14 protein-coding genes and 1 pseudogene are annotated in these 18397 nt (G+C 66.4%); 9 read left to right on the plus strand and 6 right to left on the minus strand.

The genetic code is table 11. The features are described 5' to 3' along the window. Positions 1-2: 2 nt before the first annotated feature. Positions 3-626 (minus strand): RdgB/HAM1 family non-canonical purine NTP pyrophosphatase, encoded by a 624-nt coding sequence (rdgB, locus tag AC27VE_RS04820; RefSeq protein ID WP_454677056.1) that lies wholly within the window; start codon positions 624-626, stop codon positions 3-5. Between the two features lie 135 nt (positions 627-761). On the opposite strand from rdgB, the gene AC27VE_RS04825 reads away from it, so the two are divergent. Further along, on the plus strand, positions 762-2615 hold the full coding sequence (locus tag AC27VE_RS04825; RefSeq protein WP_488703182.1) for an EAL domain-containing protein: 1854 nt from the start codon (positions 762-764) through the stop codon (positions 2613-2615). A gap of 165 nt (positions 2616-2780) precedes the next feature. On the opposite strand, the pseudogene AC27VE_RS04830 reads toward AC27VE_RS04825, so the two are convergent. Then, positions 2781-4268, minus strand: a pseudogene (locus tag AC27VE_RS04830) (methyl-accepting chemotaxis protein); the annotation flags it as partial. A 175-nt stretch (positions 4269-4443) separates the two neighbouring features. Here AC27VE_RS04830 and AC27VE_RS04835 point away from each other — a divergent pair. Beyond that, a complete protein-coding gene (locus tag AC27VE_RS04835) occupies positions 4444-5604 on the plus strand; it encodes an acyl-CoA dehydrogenase family protein (RefSeq protein WP_006222227.1) in 1161 nt (386 codons plus the stop codon). A gap of 13 nt (positions 5605-5617) precedes the next feature. Then, positions 5618-7000: an MmgE/PrpD family protein gene (locus AC27VE_RS04840; RefSeq protein WP_488703183.1), complete on the plus strand. Its 1383-nt coding sequence runs from the start codon at positions 5618-5620 to the stop codon at positions 6998-7000. A 76-nt stretch (positions 7001-7076) separates the two neighbouring features. On the opposite strand, the gene rph is transcribed toward AC27VE_RS04840, so the two are convergent. Then, positions 7077-7811, minus strand: a complete 735-nt coding sequence (rph, locus tag AC27VE_RS04845) for a ribonuclease PH (protein ID WP_006222229.1) — start codon at positions 7809-7811, stop codon at positions 7077-7079. A gap of 109 nt (positions 7812-7920) precedes the next feature. Here rph and AC27VE_RS04850 point away from each other — a divergent pair, with 109 nt between their 5' ends. Continuing rightward, positions 7921-8853: a YicC/YloC family endoribonuclease gene (locus AC27VE_RS04850; protein ID WP_006222230.1), complete on the plus strand. Its 933-nt coding sequence runs from the start codon at positions 7921-7923 to the stop codon at positions 8851-8853. Between the two features lie 42 nt (positions 8854-8895). On the opposite strand, the gene AC27VE_RS04855 is transcribed toward AC27VE_RS04850, so the two are convergent. Both AC27VE_RS04855 and AC27VE_RS04860 read right to left on the minus strand, forming a co-directional pair. Then, positions 8896-10455 carry an amino acid permease gene (locus AC27VE_RS04855; protein ID WP_006222231.1) on the minus strand — a complete coding sequence of 520 codons (1560 nt, stop codon included), beginning with the start codon at positions 10453-10455 and terminating at the stop codon, positions 8896-8898. A 132-nt stretch (positions 10456-10587) separates the two neighbouring features. Further along, entirely contained in the window at positions 10588-12087 is a 1500-nt protein-coding gene (locus tag AC27VE_RS04860; protein WP_006222232.1) for an AMP nucleosidase, read from the minus strand. Between the two features lie 153 nt (positions 12088-12240). Between AC27VE_RS04860 and AC27VE_RS04865 the strand changes: the two genes are divergently transcribed. The 3 genes from AC27VE_RS04865 to AC27VE_RS04875 all read left to right on the plus strand — a co-directional run bounded on the left by AC27VE_RS04865 (position 12241) and on the right by AC27VE_RS04875 (position 15583). Beyond that, positions 12241-12594: a hypothetical protein gene (locus tag AC27VE_RS04865; RefSeq protein ID WP_488703184.1), complete on the plus strand. Its 354-nt coding sequence runs from the start codon at positions 12241-12243 to the stop codon at positions 12592-12594. A 78-nt stretch (positions 12595-12672) separates the two neighbouring features. After that, the gene (locus tag AC27VE_RS04870; RefSeq protein ID WP_488703185.1) at positions 12673-14772 is read left to right on the plus strand and encodes a TonB-dependent receptor; all 2100 of its coding nucleotides are present in this window, start codon (positions 12673-12675) and stop codon (positions 14770-14772) included. 214 nt (positions 14773-14986) lie between these two features. Beyond that, positions 14987-15583, plus strand: coding sequence for a C40 family peptidase (locus tag AC27VE_RS04875; protein WP_088587311.1), 597 nt, complete (start codon positions 14987-14989; stop codon positions 15581-15583). Positions 15584-15691: 108 nt separating this feature from the next. Here the strand turns inward: AC27VE_RS04875 and AC27VE_RS04880 are convergent, their stop codons facing one another. Then, a complete protein-coding gene (locus tag AC27VE_RS04880; protein WP_006222236.1) occupies positions 15692-16462 on the minus strand; it encodes an SDR family oxidoreductase in 771 nt (256 codons plus the stop codon). Between the two features lie 231 nt (positions 16463-16693). On the opposite strand from AC27VE_RS04880, the gene AC27VE_RS04885 reads away from it, so the two are divergent. Together AC27VE_RS04885 and AC27VE_RS04890 are read left to right on the plus strand one after the other, a co-directional pair. Beyond that, complete coding sequence (locus tag AC27VE_RS04885) at positions 16694-17398, plus strand: c-type cytochrome (protein ID WP_006222237.1); 705 nt, start codon at positions 16694-16696, stop codon at positions 17396-17398. Beyond that, the gene (locus AC27VE_RS04890; protein WP_488703186.1) at positions 17395-18318 is read left to right on the plus strand and encodes a c-type cytochrome; all 924 of its coding nucleotides are present in this window, start codon (positions 17395-17397) and stop codon (positions 18316-18318) included. The genes AC27VE_RS04885 and AC27VE_RS04890 overlap by 4 nt, the downstream gene beginning before the upstream one ends. The last annotated feature ends 79 nt before the right edge of the window (positions 18319-18397 follow it).

Here is an 18397-nt window from a genome sequence, read left to right on the forward strand (position 1 = left end):
GCTCAAGCCTGGCTCAGCTTGCTCAGCAGTTCGCGCAGCGCGCGGGCGCGGTGGCTGACGCGGTTCTTTTCCTCGGGGTCCAGCGTGGCCGCGGTCAGCCCCATGTCGGGCAGGTAGAAATGGGGATCGTAGCCAAAGCCGTTCGCCCCTTCGGGCTGGTCGATGATTTCGCCATGCCACAGACCTTCGCCGATGATCGGGCACGGGTCGTTTTCCGAGCGTACCAGCGCAAGCACGGCGACATACCAGGCACGGCGGTCAGCGTGGCCGGCCAGGTTCTGCGTCAGCAGCGCGTTATTGGCCAGATCGGATTTCTCTCCGCCCTGCATCTTGGCGTAGCGGGCCGAATAGACCCCGGGCGCGCCATCCAAGGCCGCCACGCACAGGCCGGAATCGTCAGCCAGGGCGGGCAGCCCGGTCAGGCGGCTGGCATGGCGCGCCTTGGTCAGGGCGTTTTCGATGAACGTGACGTGTGGCTCTTCGGCCTCGGGCACGCCCAGCTCGCCTTGGGGCACCAGTTCGATGCCCAGGGGAGCGAACAAGGCGGAAAACTCGCGCAACTTGCCGGCATTATTGGACGCCAGCACGATGCGGCGCAGGGAATCGGGAATCTTGGGGGAAGTCATAAGGCAAATTGTATAGGGCGCGGCCTGCCCGCGCCGGGGCATGACCGCCTATCCACGTGCGCTCCCGCAACACCGCCGACACATTTTGTCGTCAACATCAGCGATCTTGTCACTGATCGTATCTGACCCCCGGCGATGACCCCTACTCACGCTATGCCCCGGACGGCTTCGGTCCGCGCGCCCCACACCTCCCTGGGCGATGCGCCCACGTCAGCCGGCTTGGCCGGCATTCTGCGCGAACGGCTGCTGCGGCCACGCTACCAGCCCGTCGTCGACCTGTCGCACAGCCGCATCTACGGCCATGAAAGCCTGATCCGCGGCCCGGCCGATACCGCCCTGCATTATCCCGACGCCCTCTTCGCCGAAGCGCGGCGCCAGGGGCTGCACCCGCAAGTGGAGCTGGCCAGCTTCCGGGCAGGCGCCCAGGGCTTCCAGGACAACGAAGCGGCCGGCAAGCTGTTCCTGAACCTGTCGGGCTCGGCGCTGATCCACTATTGGACGCTATGGGGGGACGACATGCCGCTGCGCCTCTTGAAAGATTGCACCCTGCCCCCGTCGAGCATCATCGTCGAACTGACCGAACAGGACCCGCTGTCGGACCACATGGGCGAACTGGGCAGCGCCTTCGCGTGCCTGCGGGAGCGCGGCATGCGCATCGCCCTGGACGATTACGGCGTGGGCAATTCCAACCTGCAACTGTGGTCCGAGATGCAGCCCGATCTCGTCAAGATCGACCGTTATTTCTTCAACGGCATCGGCCAGAGCGATCGCAAGCAGAACATGGTGCGGGCCATCCTGAAGGTGGCCCAGCACCTGGGCACGGCCATCGTCGCCGAAGGCATAGAAACGGCGGAAGACCTGGCCGTGGTGCGCGAACTGGACATCCGGTACGCCCAAGGCTGGTTTCTGGGGCGCCCCGAGGAAACGCTGCTGACCGAGCTGAACGCGCCGCTGCGCGATTCGCTGCGGGTACGCAGCCCTGCCCCCTTGTCGCAACGTTCCGCAGGCGGCACCGCCGCCAGCCTGCGGGTAGAAGCGCCCGCGGCGCTGCTGAACAAGCATACCAACGACGACGTGCACCGGCTCTTCATCGAACACAAGAACATGCACGCGGTGGCGGTCATCGACGGCGACAACCGGCCGGTGGGCATCATCAACCGCCGCGATTTCTCGGAACACTATGCGCAGCGCTACACGCGCGAACTGTTCGGCCGCGACGCGTGCTCCACCTTCATGAACGGCGAACCGGTGCTGGTCGACCTGAACGTATCCATCGACCAGCTCAGCCACGTGCTGATTTCAGAAGACCAGCGCTATCTGATGGACGGGCTGATCATTACGCGGGATGGCCGCTACGACGGCCTGGCCACGGGCGAAACGCTGGTGCGCTCGGTGACCGAGATGCGGATCGAAGCGGCGCGCTACGCGAACCCGCTGACGTCCCTGCCCGGCAACATCCCCATCAGCCGGCACATCGCCACCTTGCTGGAGGACGCCGCCGACTTCACGATCTGCTACGGCGACCTCAATAACTTCAAGCCTTTCAACGACGTATATGGCTATTGGCGCGGCGACGACATGATCATGCTGACCGCCGAAGTCGTCAAACAGCATTGCGATCCGCTGCGCGATTTTGTCGGCCATGTGGGTGGGGATGATTTCGTGGTGCTGTTCCGCAGCCCGGACTGGACGCAGCGCGTGCAGCGGATCATCGCCGAGTTCAATGAGCAGGCCATCGACCTCTATGACGACCAAGGACGCCATAACGGGGGCATCGAAGCCGAAGACCGTTATGGCGTGCCGCGCTTCTTTCCGTTCGTGACGCTGGGCGTGGGGGCGCTGACGGTCACGCCTTCCCTATGCGAGCGCATCCGCCCGGAGGACATCGCGTCGGCCGCCGCGCATGTCAAGCACAAGGTCAAGCATGGGAACCTGTCGCTGGTGATCGAGCGCTACACCGGCGGCGCCCTGCCCCAGCTGGCCGATTGATTGCCCGGCTGCCGCCTGCACGGCGGCAGCATTCTGGGCCGCCTGGGCAATCTGGAACACCGCCACCGCGCGGCGCAGGCCTTGCGCCTGGATCTCCAGCGCGGCGGCGGCCGCCGCGGTCTGTTCGACCATCGCCGCATTCTCTTGCGTGGACCGCTCGATGTCGGCCACCGCGTCGTTCACCGACGCGATGCCAGCGGCCTGTTCGGCGGTGGCGCTCGAGATCTCGGCCACGATCTGCGTCACCCGATCGACCGACGCCAGCATGTCGCGCATCGTGTCGCCGGCCAGGTTCACCTGGCGCACGCCCGCCTCGACCCGCGACGCCGAGTCCTCGATCAAGCCCTTGATTTCGCGGGCGGCCTGCGCGCTGCGCTGCGCCAGCGAACGCACTTCGCCCGCGACCACGGCAAAACCCTTGCCCTGTTCGCCCGCACGCGCCGCTTCCACCGCGGCGTTCAACGCCAGGATGTTGGTCTGAAAGGCGATGCTGTCCACCACCCCGACGATTTCGCCGATGCGCCGCGCGCTGTCGGCGATGCCCTGCATGCTCTGCACGACTTCGTCCACCGCCTGGCCGCCGCGTTGCGCCAGACGGGTGGCGCTTTCGGCCTGCCGGCTGGCCTGGTCCGCGTTGCCGGCCGTCATCTGGACGGTGTGCGCCAGCTGGGTCATGTTGGCCGCGGCCTCTTGCAACGAACCGGCCTGGCGCGCCGTGCGATCGGACATGTCCGCCCCGCCGGCCGCGATCTCGCCCGAGCCCGTATGGATTTCCTCGACGCCCTGGCGCACGGAAGCCACGGCGGCAGACAGCCCGGTCTGCATGCGGCGCATGGCTGAATACAGCACGCCGATTTCGTTGTCGCCGCGCATGGCGATGGCGCCCGTCAGGTCGCCGTCGGCGATGCGGTCAAAGTGCGCGCCGGCCTCGTTCAGCGGTCGCAGGATGCTGCGGCGGAACGCCAGCCGGATCAGCACGGCCAGCAGCAGCACCACGCCCAGCACGCCGGCCGCCACCAGGATCACCCGCTCCAGCGTCTGGCTGGCGCCCGCGACTGCGGCCTGGCCCTGCTCGCGCGAATAGGTCTGGTAGGCGTCTGCCTGCTTGACGTAGGCCCCGCCGCTGGCGGGCAGCACCTTGTCCACCAGCCGGTTGACCTCGATGCCGTTCCACCCCTGGATCGCCTTCTGCATGGGCACGAACGTCTGCTCCGCGAACGCCGTATAGGCCTTGAGCACCTGCTCGAACAGCGGGCCGCCCTGGGCGCTCACATCGGGATTGCCGCGCAGGCGCGCCAGGCTGGCGCCCGCCTGTTTGAGCAGCGCGTCTGCCTGGGCCAGGGACTCGTCGCGGGCGGCTTCCAGCCCGCCCTCCATGCCGGTCTTGGCGTCGGTCAGCGCGGCGCGCGCCTGGAACAAGCGGCTGGTCATGTCGGCCAGGTCGCTGGCGCGTTCGATGCTGCCGCGGCCCAAGGCTTCGATATCGGCCCGGTTGTCGCGCAACACCGCGATGCCGGCTGCCGCAGCGACGGCGAACAGCACCACAAACAACGCCAGAATGGCCGATACCGCCGTGGTGACCCTGAGATTTTTCCGCATATCCATCCGTATATAGCCTGGCGCCAAAGGCGCAGTGCATCGGATTATGGGCATCCAGTTTGGCAATTTCTTGACACAACCTGGGCCCGAGCATGACGAACGCCCGTCATGAAACTGCGCTTTTGCGAACAGGAACCCCGTATTAAGGAATTGTGAATTGGCAGCGACACGCCCTTGCGGCACATTCGATGCTGTACCGAACCATTCCCATCATCCATACAGCAGCCCTATGCCACACGCCTCTGACGCTTATCAGGACATCCGCGAAGCCGTGCGCGACCTTTGCGCCCAATTCCCTGGCGAATATTTCCGCAAGATCGACGAAGAACGCGGCTATCCCGAGGACTTTGTCCGCGCGTTGACCGAGGCCGGCTGGCTGGCGGCACTGATCCCGCAGGAATACGGCGGCTCGGGCCTGGGCCTGACCGAAGCGTCGATCATCATGGAAGAGATCAACCGCAGCGGCGGCAACTCGGGCGCCTGCCACGGCCAGATGTACAACATGGGCACGCTGCTGCGCCACGGTTCCGACGCCCAGAAGCGCGAATACCTGCCCCGCATCGCCGCCGGCGAACTGCGCCTGCAATCCATGGGCGTGACCGAGCCCACCACCGGCACCGACACCACCAAGATCAAGACCACCGCCGTGCGCCGCGGCGACCGCTACGTGATCAACGGCCAGAAGGTCTGGATATCGCGCGTGCAGCATTCCGATCTGATGATCCTGCTGGCCCGCACCACGCCGCTGGACCAGGTCGCGCGCAAGTCCGAAGGCATGTCGATCTTCCTGGTGGACCTGCATCACGCCGTCAAGCACGGCATGACGATCCGCCCGATCCCCAACATGGTCAACCACGAGACCAACGAGCTGTTCTTCGACAATCTGGAAATCCCCGTCGAAAACCTGATTGGCGAAGAAGGCAAAGGCTTCAAGTACATCCTGGACGGGCTGAACGCCGAACGCACGCTGATCGCCGCCGAGTGCATCGGTGACGGTTACTGGTTCGTGGACAAGGTCACCGCCTACGCCAAGGAACGCATGGTGTTCGGCCGCCCCATCGGCCAGAACCAGGGCGTGCAATTCCCCATCGCCCGCGCCCACATCAACGTGGAAGCCGCCAGCCTGATGCGTTACGAGGCCTGCCGCCTGTTCGACGCCCACCAACCGTGCGGCGCCCAGGCCAACATGGCCAAGCTGCTGGCCGCCGACGCGTCCTGGGAAGCCGCCAACGCCTGCCTGCAATTCCACGGTGGTTTCGGCTTTGCGACCGAGTATGACGTCGAGCGCAAGTTCCGCGAAACGCGGCTGTATCAGGTGGCGCCCATCTCCACCAACCTGATCCTGTCCTACGTCGCCGAACACATCCTGGGCCTGCCCCGTTCCTTCTGACCCGACTACGCACATGAACGCCGCCAAAGACACTCCCCACCTCAGCGCTGAACTCGCCGCCTTTGCCGCCAACCTGCGCTACGAGGACATCCCCGCGCCGGTATTGCGCCGCGCCGAAGACCTGCTGCTGGACTGCCTGGCCTCAATCCTGGCGGGCGCCTCCGCCCGCGCCGTGCAGGCCATCGACCGCTATGCCGCCGCCATGGGACCCGCCGACGGCCCAAGCGAAGTGCTGATCACGCGCCGCCGCACGTCGCCGCTGTTCGCCGCGATGGTCAACGCCGCGGCCGCCCATGTGGTTGAACAGGACGACGTCCACAACGGCTCGGTGTTCCACCCCGCCGCCGTGGTCTTCCCGCCCGCACTCGCCGTGGCGCAAGCGCTGGGCAGCTCGGGCCGCGACCTGATTACCGCCGCCGTCGCCGGCTATGAAGTCGGCATCCGCGTCGGCGAATTCCTGGGCCGTTCGCACTACAAGATTTTCCACACCACCGGCACGGCGGGCACCCTGGCCGCCGCAGTCACCACCGGCCACCTGCTCAAGCTGTCGCCTGAACAGATGCTGCACGCGCTGGGCTCGGCCGGCACCCAGGCCGCAGGCCTTTGGGAGTTCCTGCGCGACGCCGCCGATTCCAAGCAATTGCACACCGCCAAGGCCGCCGCCGACGGCATCACCGCCGCGTATCTGGCGCGCGAGGGCTTCACCGGCGCCCGCCACATCCTGGAAGGTCCGCAAGGCATGGCGGCCGGCATGTCCACCGATGCCGACCCGTCCAAGCTCTGCGACCGCCTGGGGCAACGCTGGGCGCTGGCTGAAACCTCGTTCAAGTTCCATGCGTCGTGCCGCCACACCCACCCGGCCGCCGATGCGCTGCAACAGGCGCTGCGCGACAACAACCTGACCGAAGCCGATGTGGCGCGCGTGGTGGCCCACGTGCACCAGGGCGCCATCGACGTGCTGGGCCCGGTCGTCAATCCGCAGACCGTGCACCAGTCCAAGTTCTCGATGGGCACCGTGCTTGCGCTGATCGCCCGCAAGGGCCGCGCCGGGCTGGCCGAGTTCGACGCGGGGTTGGACGACCCGGCAGTCGCCGACTTCCGCGGCAAGGTCGAGATGGTGCTGGACGACGAAGTCGACCGCGCCTACCCGCAACGCTGGATCGGCAAGGTCACCGTCACGACCCGCGACGGCCGCACCGTGCACGGCCGCGTGGACGAACCCAAGGGCGACCCCGGCAACACGCTCAGCCGCCCCGAGATCGAAGACAAGACGCTCAGCCTGGGCCGCTACGCGGACGCCGCCACGGACGCGGAACTGCGCGCGCTGATCGACACCATCTGGGGATTGGAAAAAGTCACCAAGGTCGACGCCTTGCTATCACGCAAGGCGGCCTAATCCTAGCCTTGTTCCCTCTCCCAATGCAAAACAGCCGCTTTCGCGGCTGTTTTTTCGTGCCTGAAAGCTGTCCCTATCAGGCCAGCGCAGCGCGCTGCGCGCGCACCAGGCTGGCGATACCGCCTTCGGCCAGCACCAGCATCGTGTCCAGTTCGGCGCGGGTGAAGGTCGCGCCTTCGCCCGTGCCCTGCACTTCCACAAAGGCGCCGCTGCCCGTCATGATGACGTTCACGTCGGCATCGCACGCAGAGTCTTCCTGGTAGTCCAGGTCCAGCACCGAGCGGCCTTGCACCAGCCCGACGGACACGGCCGCAACTGCATCGCGGATCGGGTTGACGGCCAGGTCGCCGCGCTTCATCAGCAAGGCGACGGCATCCGCCGCTGCCACCCAGGCGCCGGTGATGCTGGCGCAGCGCGTGCCGCCGTCGGCCTGCAGCACGTCGCAGTCCAGGTGCAGCGTGCGTTCGCCCAGCGCCTTCATGTCGAACACGGCGCGCAAGCTGCGGCCGATCAGGCGCTGGATTTCCTGGGTGCGGCCGCTTTGCTTGCCGCGCGCCGCTTCGCGATCGCCACGCGTATGCGTCGCCCGCGGCAGCATGCCGTATTCCGCCGTGACCCAGCCTTCGCCCTTGCCTTTCAGGAACGGCGGCACCTTCTCCAGCACGCTGGCGGTGCACAGCACGTGGGTGTTGCCGGCCTTGACCAGCACCGACCCTTCGGCGTAGCGCGTGAAGCCGCGCTCCAGGGCAAACGGCCGCAGTTCGTCGACGGCGCGGCCCGACGGGCGGGCAATGGTGGGCGTAGTGGTCACAGGCAGACTCCAGACAGGAACATTGATTCGCGGCATTGTACGGGCTGGCGCCGCAGGAAATCCCCGCTTGGAGTATCCTGCCGCGATATATCACCAGGAAACGCCCATCATGATTCGCAGCATGACCGCCTTCGGCAACGCCCGAGCAGACCTAGAGCAAGGCACGCTTGCCATCGAACTGCGCAGCGTCAACAGCCGCTTCCTCGACTTGTATTTCCGGCTGCCCGACGAATTGCGGCACGTCGAGACGCCGCTGCGCGAACTGCTGACCGCCAACCTGGCGCGCGGCAAGGTCGAGATCCGCGTTTCATTCACGCGCAACGCCAGCACCGACCTGTCCAAACTCGACCCGACATGGCTTGAAAGCCTGGCCGAGCAGCTTCAGGCCGCCCGTCGCATCGTCCCCGATATCGCCCCGCCCCGGCTGGTGGAGCTGTTCAACTGGCCTGGCCAGCGCGGCAACGATGCGCTCGACCCGCAAATCTGGGGCGCTGCCTGCCTGCAGGCAGGCCAGCAAGCGCTGACGCAGTTGCAGGAAGGCCGCGCCCGCGAGGGCGAACGCCTGGCCGGCATGATGCGCGAATGCGCCGATGGCGTGGCGCGCGTCGTCGACATCGTGCAGGCTCATCTGCCCCAATTACTGTCCGACCACCGCGACAAGCTGGCGGCCAAGCTGCGCGAAAGCGTGGAATCGGCCTTCCCGGGCGGCTTCACGCATATCTCTGGCACCGAGCTGTCCGAACGCCTGTCGCAGGAAGCCAATCTGTTCGCGCTGCGCATCGACGTGGCGGAAGAGCTGTCGCGCCTGCGTTCGCACCTGGAAGAGCTGCGCCACCTTTTGACCGACGGCGGCGGCAAGTCCGCGTCGGGCAAGAAGAATGCGGGCAGCGCCGGCAAGCGCCTGGACTTCCTGTTTCAGGAAATGAACCGCGAAGCCAATACGCTGGGGTCCAAGGCGGGCAGCATGGAAGTCACGCGCGCCGCAATGGACCTGAAACTGCTGATCGAGCAGATGCGCGAGCAGGCGCAGAACATCGAGTAACCGCCCCGCGCGCACCCACGCCCGCCTCCCGCAAGCGGAGGGTCAACGGGCGTCGCCCGCCGCGGGTTCGCCGCGCAGGGCCGAATCCAGGTACTGGCTGCGAGCGCGAGCGTCCGGGAAACGCATGTCCCGGTAGCTAATGAATCGCGACCCTCGCGCCAGCCGGTAGCCCAGCCAGATCAACAGGAACAGCGGAATGCCGACATAGGTGGCCACGACGCCGCCCCAATCGATCCGATCCTGCAGGAAGGCCTGGTAGTTCTGGCCCAGGGTGATGACCAGGCACAGCACGAACGCGAAGATCGGGCCGAACGGGAAGAACGGCGACACATACGGCAGGTCGGCCAGGTTATGGCCCTGCTTCACATAGCCGCGGCGGAAGCGGTAGTGGCTGATGGCGATGCCCAGCCAGGCGATGAAGCCCGTCATACCCGACGTGTTCAGCAGCCAGATGTACACCGCGTTCGGGCTGAAAATGAAGGTGAAGAAGCACAACGCCGCCACGACTGTCGTGGCCAGCAGCGCCCACAAGGGCACGCCGTTGCGCGAAATGCGGCCGAAGATGCGCGGCGCCTTGCCCTCGCGCGCCAGGCTGTAGAGCATGCGGGTCGCCGCATACATGCCCGAATTGCCCGCCGACAGCACTGACGTCAACACCACGGCGTTCATGATCGACGCCGCCCCCAGCAGGCCGGCGCGCTCGAAGATCAGCGCGAACGGGCTGACGCTGATGTCCTCGACTTCGTTGCGCAGCAGGTGCGGGTCGGTATAGGGGATGAGCAGGCCGATCACCAGGATGGCCGCCACGTAGAACAGCAGGATGCGCCAGAACACCTGGCGCACCGCGCGCGGCAGGTTGCGTGCCGGGTCTTTGGATTCACCCGCGGCGATGCCGATCAATTCCGTGCCCTGGAACGAAAAGCCCACCACCATGGCCACGCCGATCAGCGCCGCGAAGCCGCCTGCGAACGGCGCATCTCCGACGGTCCAGTTGGCCACGCCGCCCGTCTCGCCGCCGCGGATGATGCCCAGCAGCATCATCACGCCCATGGCCACGAAGCCCAGCACCGCCACCACCTTGATCAGCGCGAACCAGAATTCGGCTTCGCCGAATCCGCGCGCCGACATGGCGTTCAGGCCGAAGGTGATCGCCAGGAACAAGGCGCTCCAGTAGAAGCCAGGCACGTCCGGGAACCAATACGCCATGACGAGCTGCGCCGCCACCAGGTCCACTGCGACGGTGACCGCCCAGTTGTACCAATAGTTCCAGCCCAGCGCGAAGCCGAAGCCGTCTTCGACGTAGCGGGCGCCGTAGGTGGAAAACGAGCCCGACACCGGCATGGCCGCGGCCAATTCCCCCAGGCTGGTCATCAGGAAATAGACCATCACCCCGATCAGCACATACCCCAGCAACGCGCCGCCGGGTCCGGCCTTTGCGATGGTCGCCCCCGAGGCGACGAACAGGCCGGTCCCGATGGACCCGCCTACCGCGATCATGGTCAGGTGGCGCGCGGACAGGGTGCGGCGCAATTCGGACGGCTGATCCGCCTTCGCTGCGCGCGTGCCGCCTGCGCGGCCTTCATCGTGTTCCGATGGTGCCAAAATGCTTTTCCTTCACGTCGTGAAGGCACCCGTGCGATGCGCTGCGGATGCCTTGGGATTACCGGGCAACGCGCGAGAATAGCGCAAACCGCCCCGCCGCGAAAAATGGCGGGGCGTTGGGGACGGATCCTGCTATTGGAAAGCGGTTTCCATGAAGGTACGCAGTTTGCGCGAATGCAGCCGCTCTGGCGGCATGTCGCGCAGCCGCTCCAGCGCCCGGATGCCGATCTCCAGATGCTGGTTGACCTGCCGGCGATAGAACACGCTGGCCATGCCGGGCAGCTTCAGTTCGCCATGCAAAGGCTTGTCGGATACGCACAGCAGCGTGCCGTAGGGCACACGGAAGCGGAATCCATTAGCCGCGATGGTGGCCGATTCCATATCCAGCGCGATCGCCCGCGACTGCGCGAACCGCTCGACCAGTTCCACATGGTCTCGCAATTCCCAGTTGCGGTTGTCGATGGTGGCGACCGTGCCGGTGCGCATGATGCGCTTCAAGTCCCAACCGGACAGCCCCGCCACTTCTTCCACCGCCTGCTCCAGCGCCACCTGCACTTCGGCCAGCGCCGGGACCGGCACCCAGGTGGGCAGATCGGCGTCCAGGACGTGGTCTTCGCGCACGTAGCCGTGGGCCAGCACGTAGTCGCCCAAGCGTTGGGAATCGCGCAGGCCCGCGCAGTGGCCCAGCATCAGCCAGGCATGCGGGCGCAGCACGGCGATGTGGTCGGTGATGGTCTTGGCGTTGGACGGGCCCACGCCGATGTTCACCAGGGTGATGCCGGAATGGTCGCCGCGCACCAGGTGGTAGGCGGGCATCTGCGGCAAGCGCGCGGCCTGCCCCTCATCGCCCGGGCCGCTTTCGCCGCGACGCGTGATGCGGTTGCCGGGCTCGACCAGCATGTCGTAGTCCTCGTTGCCGCTGGCCATCAGCGCGCGGGCGCGGGCGCAGAACTCGTCCACATAGAACTGGTAGTTGGTGAACAGCACGAAATTCTGGAAGTGCGCCGGTGCGGTCGAGGTGTAGTGCTGCAGGCGGTGCAGCGAATAATCCACGCGCTGGGCGGTAAACGGCGCCAGCGGCTTGGGTTCGCCCTCCTTGCCGCGCCACGAGCCGTTGACGATGGCGTCGTCGGTCACGGCCAGGTCCGGCACGTCGAACAGGTCGCGCAACGGGCGCTTGAGCGCCTCCAGATGCTCGCCTTCGACATAGGCGCCTTCCGGAAACGCGAAATGCAGCGGGATGGGGGAATCGGATTCGCCGACTTCGACCGCCACGCGGTGGTTCTGCAGCAGTTGGCCGACTTGCTCGATCAGGTAGTCGCGGAACAGTTCGGGCTGCGTGACGGTGGTCTGGTAAATGCCGGGTTCGGCCACATGGCCATAGGACAGGCGCGTGTCGATCGGGTCGTAGGTTTCAACCACGATGCGGATCGCCGGGTAGTACGCCCGGGCGCGCTCGCGGCCGTTGCCGGTACCGTTCAAGACCTCGCGGAACGCGGCGCGCAGAAATGCCGTGTTGCGCGCATAGATCTCGGCCAACCGGTCCACCGCGGACTGGGCATCCTGGAATGGTTCAAAAGGCATGGCATCGGGCCGGTTCATCGACGACAAAGGGTGGACTGCATTCATCATTGAGCTTTACTCCGCTTTCTTGTCTGCCGATTATGCCCGACCGCGTGGCAGATGAAGCGTCATATTCCAGCCTGCGGGGCCAGCGGTGACGTCGCCAATGATATAGAAACAATATATCATTCCGATTCTTCGAATTTCCTGCCCCCTTCGTCCATGCCGCCCCTGCCAGGCCACCGTCACGCCGCCCCGCCGCCCTACGCGCGCTGGGCCGTGCTTGCCTGGCTGTCCGTTTGCCTGCTGCTGGCGCCGATGGGCAATCTGCGCCATGCGCTGTCGCATCTGGGCGAGGCGCCCGCCGCCAGCCAGGACGATGCCCACCCGCATGAAAAGCTGGGCCATTGCGACCTGTGCCAACTATGGGATGTGCTGGACGCGACGCTGCCGTCGTCGTTCGCGTGGGTCGGCGGGCACGCCGCCCCTGCGGCGCCGGTTGCCCACCTGCCCGCCGGCACCACCGCCGTCGGCGGAACCTGGTTCCAATCCCGCGCCCCGCCCGTCCAGGCCTGAAATCCGACTTTTCAGCCGCCTTGTTGCGGTGCTCGATTTCATCCGCCGGCCGTCTCGCCGGCACCCTGGATTGCCACCATGAATTTTCCGACCGTCCCCGCCGGGGAACGCGCGCCCCTGCGCGCCTTCGCCTTGCGTCCGCTGGCCCTTGCCTGCCTGTCTGTCTTGCCCCTGGCCTTGCCCGCCGCAGTCCGCGCGCAGGCCGCCCCCGACACCGCCACGCTGTCGCCCGTCGTCATCACCGCCAACCCACTGGGCAGCGACGCGCTGGCCTCGCCTTCTACGGTGCTTCAAGGGCAGGAGCTGGATCTGCGGCGCGGCTCCAACCTGGGTGAAACACTGAACGGGCTGCCCGGCGTGTCCACCACCAGCTATGGCCCCATGGTGGGCCGACCCATCATCCGCGGGCTGGATGGAGACCGCATCCGTTTGCTGAACAACGGCGTCGGCACGCTGGACGCGTCCTCGCTGTCGTTTGACCACGCCGTGCCGCAAGACCCGTTATCGACGAACCGCGTCGAGATCCTGCGCGGGCCCGCCGCCCTGCTGTATGGCGGCAACGCCATCGGCGGCGTCGTCAACACGCTGGACAACCGCATCCCCACCGAACCCATCGATGGCATCCATGGCGACGTGGGCGGCAGTTATGGCGGCGCCAACAATGACCGCAACGGCGCCGTCCAACTGGAAGGCGGCGACGGCACCTTCGCCATCCATGCGGACGTCTTCGGCCGCAAGACCGGCACGCTGCACATCCCCGGCTACGCCCGCACCGCCACGCAGCGCGCCGCCGACGGCCCCGACGCCGACCAGCCCCGCGATCGCCTGCCCAACAGCGACGGCGAGGCCAGCGGCGGCGCGCTGGGCATGTCCTGGACCGGCGAACACGGCTACGCCGGCCTGTCCTACAGCGGTTACGACTCCAATTACGGTTCGGTCGCCGAAGCCGACGTGCGCCTCAAGATGCACCAGGAACGCTTCGGCCTGGCCGGTGAACTGCGCGACCTGACCGGTCCGTTTCAGAGCATCAAGCTGAACTTCGCCTATACCGATTACCAGCACAAGGAAATCGAAGATGGCGAAACCGGCACGGTTTTCAAGAACCGCGGTTATGAGGCGCGTCTTGAAGCCCGGCACGCCGACATCGGCCCGCTGCATGGCGTGGTCGGGCTGCAACTCGGCCAGACGCGCTTTTCGGCATTGGGAGACGAAGCGCTGGTGCCGACCACCGACACCGATTCCGCAGCCCTTTTCGCGCTTGAGGAATGGAACCTGACCGAGCGCCTGACGCTGTCGGCCGGCGCCCGCATGGATCACACGCGGCTAAGCCCGGCAGCGGGCGGCAACGACCGGTTCGACGATTCGGCCCGCCGCAGCTTCACGGCAGGCAGTTTTTCGCTGGGCGGCATCTACAAGCTGACCCCGGTCTGGTCGCTGGCGGCCAACGGCGCCTACACCGAACGCGCACCCACGTTCTATGAGCTGTACGCCAACGGCCCGCACGCCGCCACCGGCCAATATCTGGTCGGGGACCAGAACCTGGGCAAGGAGCGCGCCTGGTCCGGCGATTTGTCGTTGCGATACAAGGACGGCACGGATCACGGCAGCGTGGGCGTGTTCTACAGCAGCTTCGCCAACTATCTGGCAGAGACGAACACCGGCCGCTATCGGAACGACGATGGCGACGTGGTGGCAGCCGGCGACGACGGCGCCCTGCCCGAGGCGCGCTACCAGGGCGTCTCCGCACGCCTGTACGGGCTGGAAGCGGAAAACGTCACCCGCATCCTGCAGCGCGACGGTCACGCGCTGGATTTGGGCCTGTCGGGCGACTACACGGTGTCGCGTAACCGGGATACCGGGCGCTCGTTGCCCCGCATCCCTCCGTTGCGCCTGCGCGTGGCGTTGGATTACGGCTATGGCCCGTATAGCGCGGGCGTGAGCGTGTCCAAGGCGTTCGCCCAGCACGACCACCCCGCCAACGACACGTCCACGCCCGGCTATTACAGCCTGGACGCCAACGCCGGTTACCGGTTCAAGGCCACTGGGGTGCAATGGCAGGCCTACGTGCGCGGCATCAACCTGACCAACCAGGACATCCGTTATGCGACCTCGGTGCTGCGCGACGTGTCCCCCGAAGGTGGCCGCGCCATGATGGTCGGCCTGCGCGGCAGCTTCTGACAGGCCTATTTGCTGTAGCCGTTACGTTTCGCCCGGGGCGCGGCGTAACGGCAGCGCCCAAATAATGCTGCATTGCACTACAAATGTAATGAAACTTTATTCCATTATAATTTGCGAGCATCCGGGGCGTGCGCCCGCCGGATGCACCCCTTTCCGCCGGCTTGCCCCCTCTGGGCAAAGCCATGCCGCCCACTCCGATTTTTGAAGTGACGTAATGACTCCGCCCACGCGAAAAGTCCGAATTGCCAATTTCAGCATTCCCGTTTTCCTGTCAGCCCCCCTTCTGGCCCTGACCCTTTCCTGGATTCCCGGCGCCGCCCAGGCGTCCATCCCCGCCGAGCAAGCCCGCCCGACGCTCAGCGGCCTGCGCCTGGCGCAAGAGCCCACCGTTCCCACCCTGCGTGAACGCGTCGTGCAAGCCGGCCTGGACGCCATCGGCACCCCCTACAGCTGGGGCGGCGACGACGCTGAAGGCTTCGATTGCAGCGGCCTCGTCCTGTACGTGTTCCGCGAAATCGCCGGACTCGAACTCCCCCGCACGGCACGCGCGCAGCGCACCGAAGGGGAATCCGTGTCCAACAAGAAAGAACTGCGTCCCGGTGACCTGGTGTTCTTCGCCACGCGCGGGCGCGGCGTGACGTCGCACGTCGGCATCTATATCGGCCAGAACAAGTTCGTCCACGCGCCGCGGCGCGGCACGAAGGTGCGTGTCGACGAAATGAAGAACCCTTACTGGACCAAGCGCTACGTCGGCGCGCGGCGTTACCTGGATTCGACGCAGGGCCAGATGCTGGCCCAGGCATCGCGCTAAGCGCGACTGCTGCAAGTCCAGGCGGAAAAAAGGCGCCTGCCGGGCGCCTTTCCTGGGAACATCGACGAGCCTGCCTCGGGCATTACCCGCCGCGGGCCGTTTGCGCGTTCAGCCGCGGCCCACGAAAGGCATGTTCGTCGCCATGATCGTCATGAACTGCACGTTGGCCTCCAGCGGCAGGCGCGCCATGGCGGCAACCGCCTGCGCCACATGCGCCACGTCCATCCGGGGCTCGACCTTCGTGCTGCCGTCCGCCTGCAGGATCCCGGCCGCCATGCGTTCGGTCATGTCGGTAGCGGCATTGCCGATGTCGATCTGGCCGCAGGCAATGCTGTAGGGCCGGCAATCCAGCGAAATCGATTTGGTCAGCCCGGTCACCGCGTGCTTGGTCGCCGTATAGGCGATGGAGAACGGGCGCGGCGCGTGCGATGAGATCGAACCGTTATTGATGATGCGGCCGCCTTGGGGCGTTTGCGCCTTCATGATGCGGATGGCGGCCTGCGCGCACAGGAACATGCCGGTCAGGTTGGTGTCGACGACGTCGCGCCAAACCGCTACCGGCAACTCTTCAATGGGCATCGCCGGCGCACCGCGGCCGGCATTGTTGAACAGCACGTCCAGCCGGCCATATTCGCGCTGCGCCGTGTCGAACAGATCGCGCACGGCGTTCTCGTCCGTCACGTCGGTAGGCACTACCAGCGCTCTCACGCCGTCTTCGCCCGCGGCCGTGCGGGTGGCTTCCAGCGGCTCGCGGCGGCGGCCGGCCAACACCACGCGATAGCCCTGGGCCAGGAATTCCAGCGCCACGGCGCGTCCAATTCCTGTGCCGGCGCCGGTCACCAGGGCAACGCGGGGCGGTTCGATCTCGTTCGTATGCATCGGATTCTCCTTGTTCTCAACCGCCGTGATCCTACCGCAATCATTGTCGCGATGCTGCAAGCAAAGTTAGCAGCCGCGACACACTTTCGCCCCCTGCCACGCAAGCAAAAGAAACGCGGATGCGCGCACTCAAGCCGACGATTTCGCGTTGATCTGTCACAAGTCTTTATATAATTTGTGGAAATTAGCTTATTACCCAAAGTCCAATAACATTCCTCGGAGCAGGCAACCATGACCCCACGGTCCCTTCCGCGTGCGTTAGCGCTTGGCGCGCTGATCGCCGCAGCCACCAGCGCCCAAGCCGCGCCTGACGGCAAACAGATCAGCACCCAGGGGGCCAATGGCGCACCCGCCTGTATCACCTGTCATGGCGCCCGGGGCGAGGGCAACCCCGCCGCGGGCTTTCCGCAACTGGCCGGCATCGGCGCCAAGTACCTGGCAGAGCAATTGGAAGCCATGGCCAACGGCTCGCGCGTCAGCCCCGTCATGGCGGCAACGGCCAAGGCCCTGGACCCGGCGCAGCAACAAGCGGTGGCAAGCTACTACGCCAGCCTGCCCTCCCCGCTGAACATCGACCGCCTGGCCGCCACCGCCATGCACCCCGTCAAGCCTGCCGATACCGGCGCCTGGCTGGCCACGCGCGGCGCCTGGGACAAGAACGTACCCGCCTGTAATCAATGCCACGGTCCTGGCGGCATCGGCGTGGGCGACAACTTCCCGGGTCTGGCGGGCCAACCCGCGGCCTACATCGCCGGCCAATTGCGTGCGTGGCGGCAAGGCCAGCGCCCGCCCGGCCCGCTGGCCCTGATGCCTGCCGTCGCCACCCGCCTGACCGACGCCGAAATCGACGCCGTGTCGGCCTACTACGCCGGCCTGCCCAAAGCCGCCGACCTGCTTGCCGCGCAAGGCGGCGCTGCCGAGGGGACCAAGCAATGATCCGCTTCCCGCTTTTCCGCCTGGGGTCCGTTGCCGCCTGCCTGGCGCTCTCGGCCACGGCGCATGCCGCCGATCCCCGCCCCGCCTTCACGCCGCCTTCGGCAGCATCGCTCCCAGACACCGAGTTCGGCAAGATCGTGCGCCAGGGCGAACAGATCTTCCTGCATACGCCGCAGATGGCTGGCAAGTTCGTCGGCAACGACCTGAACTGCGCCAGTTGCCACCTGGATGCCGGACGCCGCCCCGATTCCGCGCCCATGTGGGCCGCCTACGTGCTGTATCCCGCGTATCGGGCGAAGAACGAACACGTCAATACGCTGGCCGAACGCCTGCAAGGCTGTTTCCGCTTCAGCATGAACGGCAAGGCGCCCGCCGCCGACGATCCCACGCTGACGGCGCTGCAAAGCTACATGTTCTGGCTGGCCAGCAAAGCGCCCACCGGCGTGGTGCTCGAAGGCCAGGGTTATCGCAAGCTGCCGGCGCCGGCCCAAAAGGCCGATTACGTGCGCGGCAGCGAGGTGTACGGCCAATATTGCGCCGTCTGCCACGGCGCGGACGGCCAGGGCCAGAAGAACGGCAAGCACTGGGTGTTTCCGGCACTGTGGGGCGCCGACTCGTTCAACTGGGGCGCGGGCATGCATCAGATCGGCAACGCCGCCGGCTTCATCAAGGCCAACATGCCGCTGGGCCAGGCCGGCATGCTGAGCGACCAGGAAGCCTGGGACGTGGCCTATTTCATGAACGCGCATGAACGCCCGCAGGATCCGCGCTACGCAGGGTCCGTCGCAGCCACGCGGGCGAAGTATCACGATTCGGACGATTCGCTCTACGGCATCGAAATCAACGGGCATTTGCTGGGCAGCGATTCCCCGGCGCCGGGCGGCAAGCTGATCCAGGCCGCCGCCAAACCCGCAGGCTGACAGGCAGACGGTCGCCGCGCATCCGCCTGGCGCGCATAAATCGCTTGGCCCGACAGCGGGTTTTCCCCCTGCCGGGCCG

The sequence above is a fragment of the Achromobacter sp. 18P8.1.1 genome (assembly GCF_057799415.1).

Excerpts from the sequence above, each read along its gene's own strand:
- AC27VE_RS04880 (WP_006222236.1), bottom strand. The coding sequence starts at position 16,462 with ATGCATACGAACGAGATCGAACCGCCCCGCGTTGCCCTGGTGACCGGC.
- rdgB (WP_454677056.1), bottom strand. The coding sequence starts at position 626 with ATGACTTCCCCCAAGATTCCCGATTCCCTGCGCCGCATCGTGCTGGCG.
- AC27VE_RS04865 (WP_488703184.1), top strand. The coding sequence starts at position 12,241 with ATGCCGCCCCTGCCAGGCCACCGTCACGCCGCCCCGCCGCCCTACGCG.
- AC27VE_RS04835 (WP_006222227.1), top strand. The coding sequence starts at position 4,444 with ATGCCACACGCCTCTGACGCTTATCAGGACATCCGCGAAGCCGTGCGC.
- AC27VE_RS04825 (WP_488703182.1), top strand. The coding sequence starts at position 762 with ATGACCCCTACTCACGCTATGCCCCGGACGGCTTCGGTCCGCGCGCCC.
- AC27VE_RS04870 (WP_488703185.1), top strand. The coding sequence starts at position 12,673 with ATGAATTTTCCGACCGTCCCCGCCGGGGAACGCGCGCCCCTGCGCGCC.
- AC27VE_RS04890 (WP_488703186.1), top strand. The coding sequence starts at position 17,395 with ATGATCCGCTTCCCGCTTTTCCGCCTGGGGTCCGTTGCCGCCTGCCTG.
- AC27VE_RS04840 (WP_488703183.1), top strand. The coding sequence starts at position 5,618 with ATGAACGCCGCCAAAGACACTCCCCACCTCAGCGCTGAACTCGCCGCC.
- AC27VE_RS04885 (WP_006222237.1), top strand. The coding sequence starts at position 16,694 with ATGACCCCACGGTCCCTTCCGCGTGCGTTAGCGCTTGGCGCGCTGATC.
- AC27VE_RS04875 (WP_088587311.1), top strand. The coding sequence starts at position 14,987 with ATGACTCCGCCCACGCGAAAAGTCCGAATTGCCAATTTCAGCATTCCC.
- AC27VE_RS04850 (WP_006222230.1), top strand. The coding sequence starts at position 7,921 with ATGATTCGCAGCATGACCGCCTTCGGCAACGCCCGAGCAGACCTAGAG.
- AC27VE_RS04860 (WP_006222232.1), bottom strand. The coding sequence starts at position 12,087 with ATGATGAATGCAGTCCACCCTTTGTCGTCGATGAACCGGCCCGATGCC.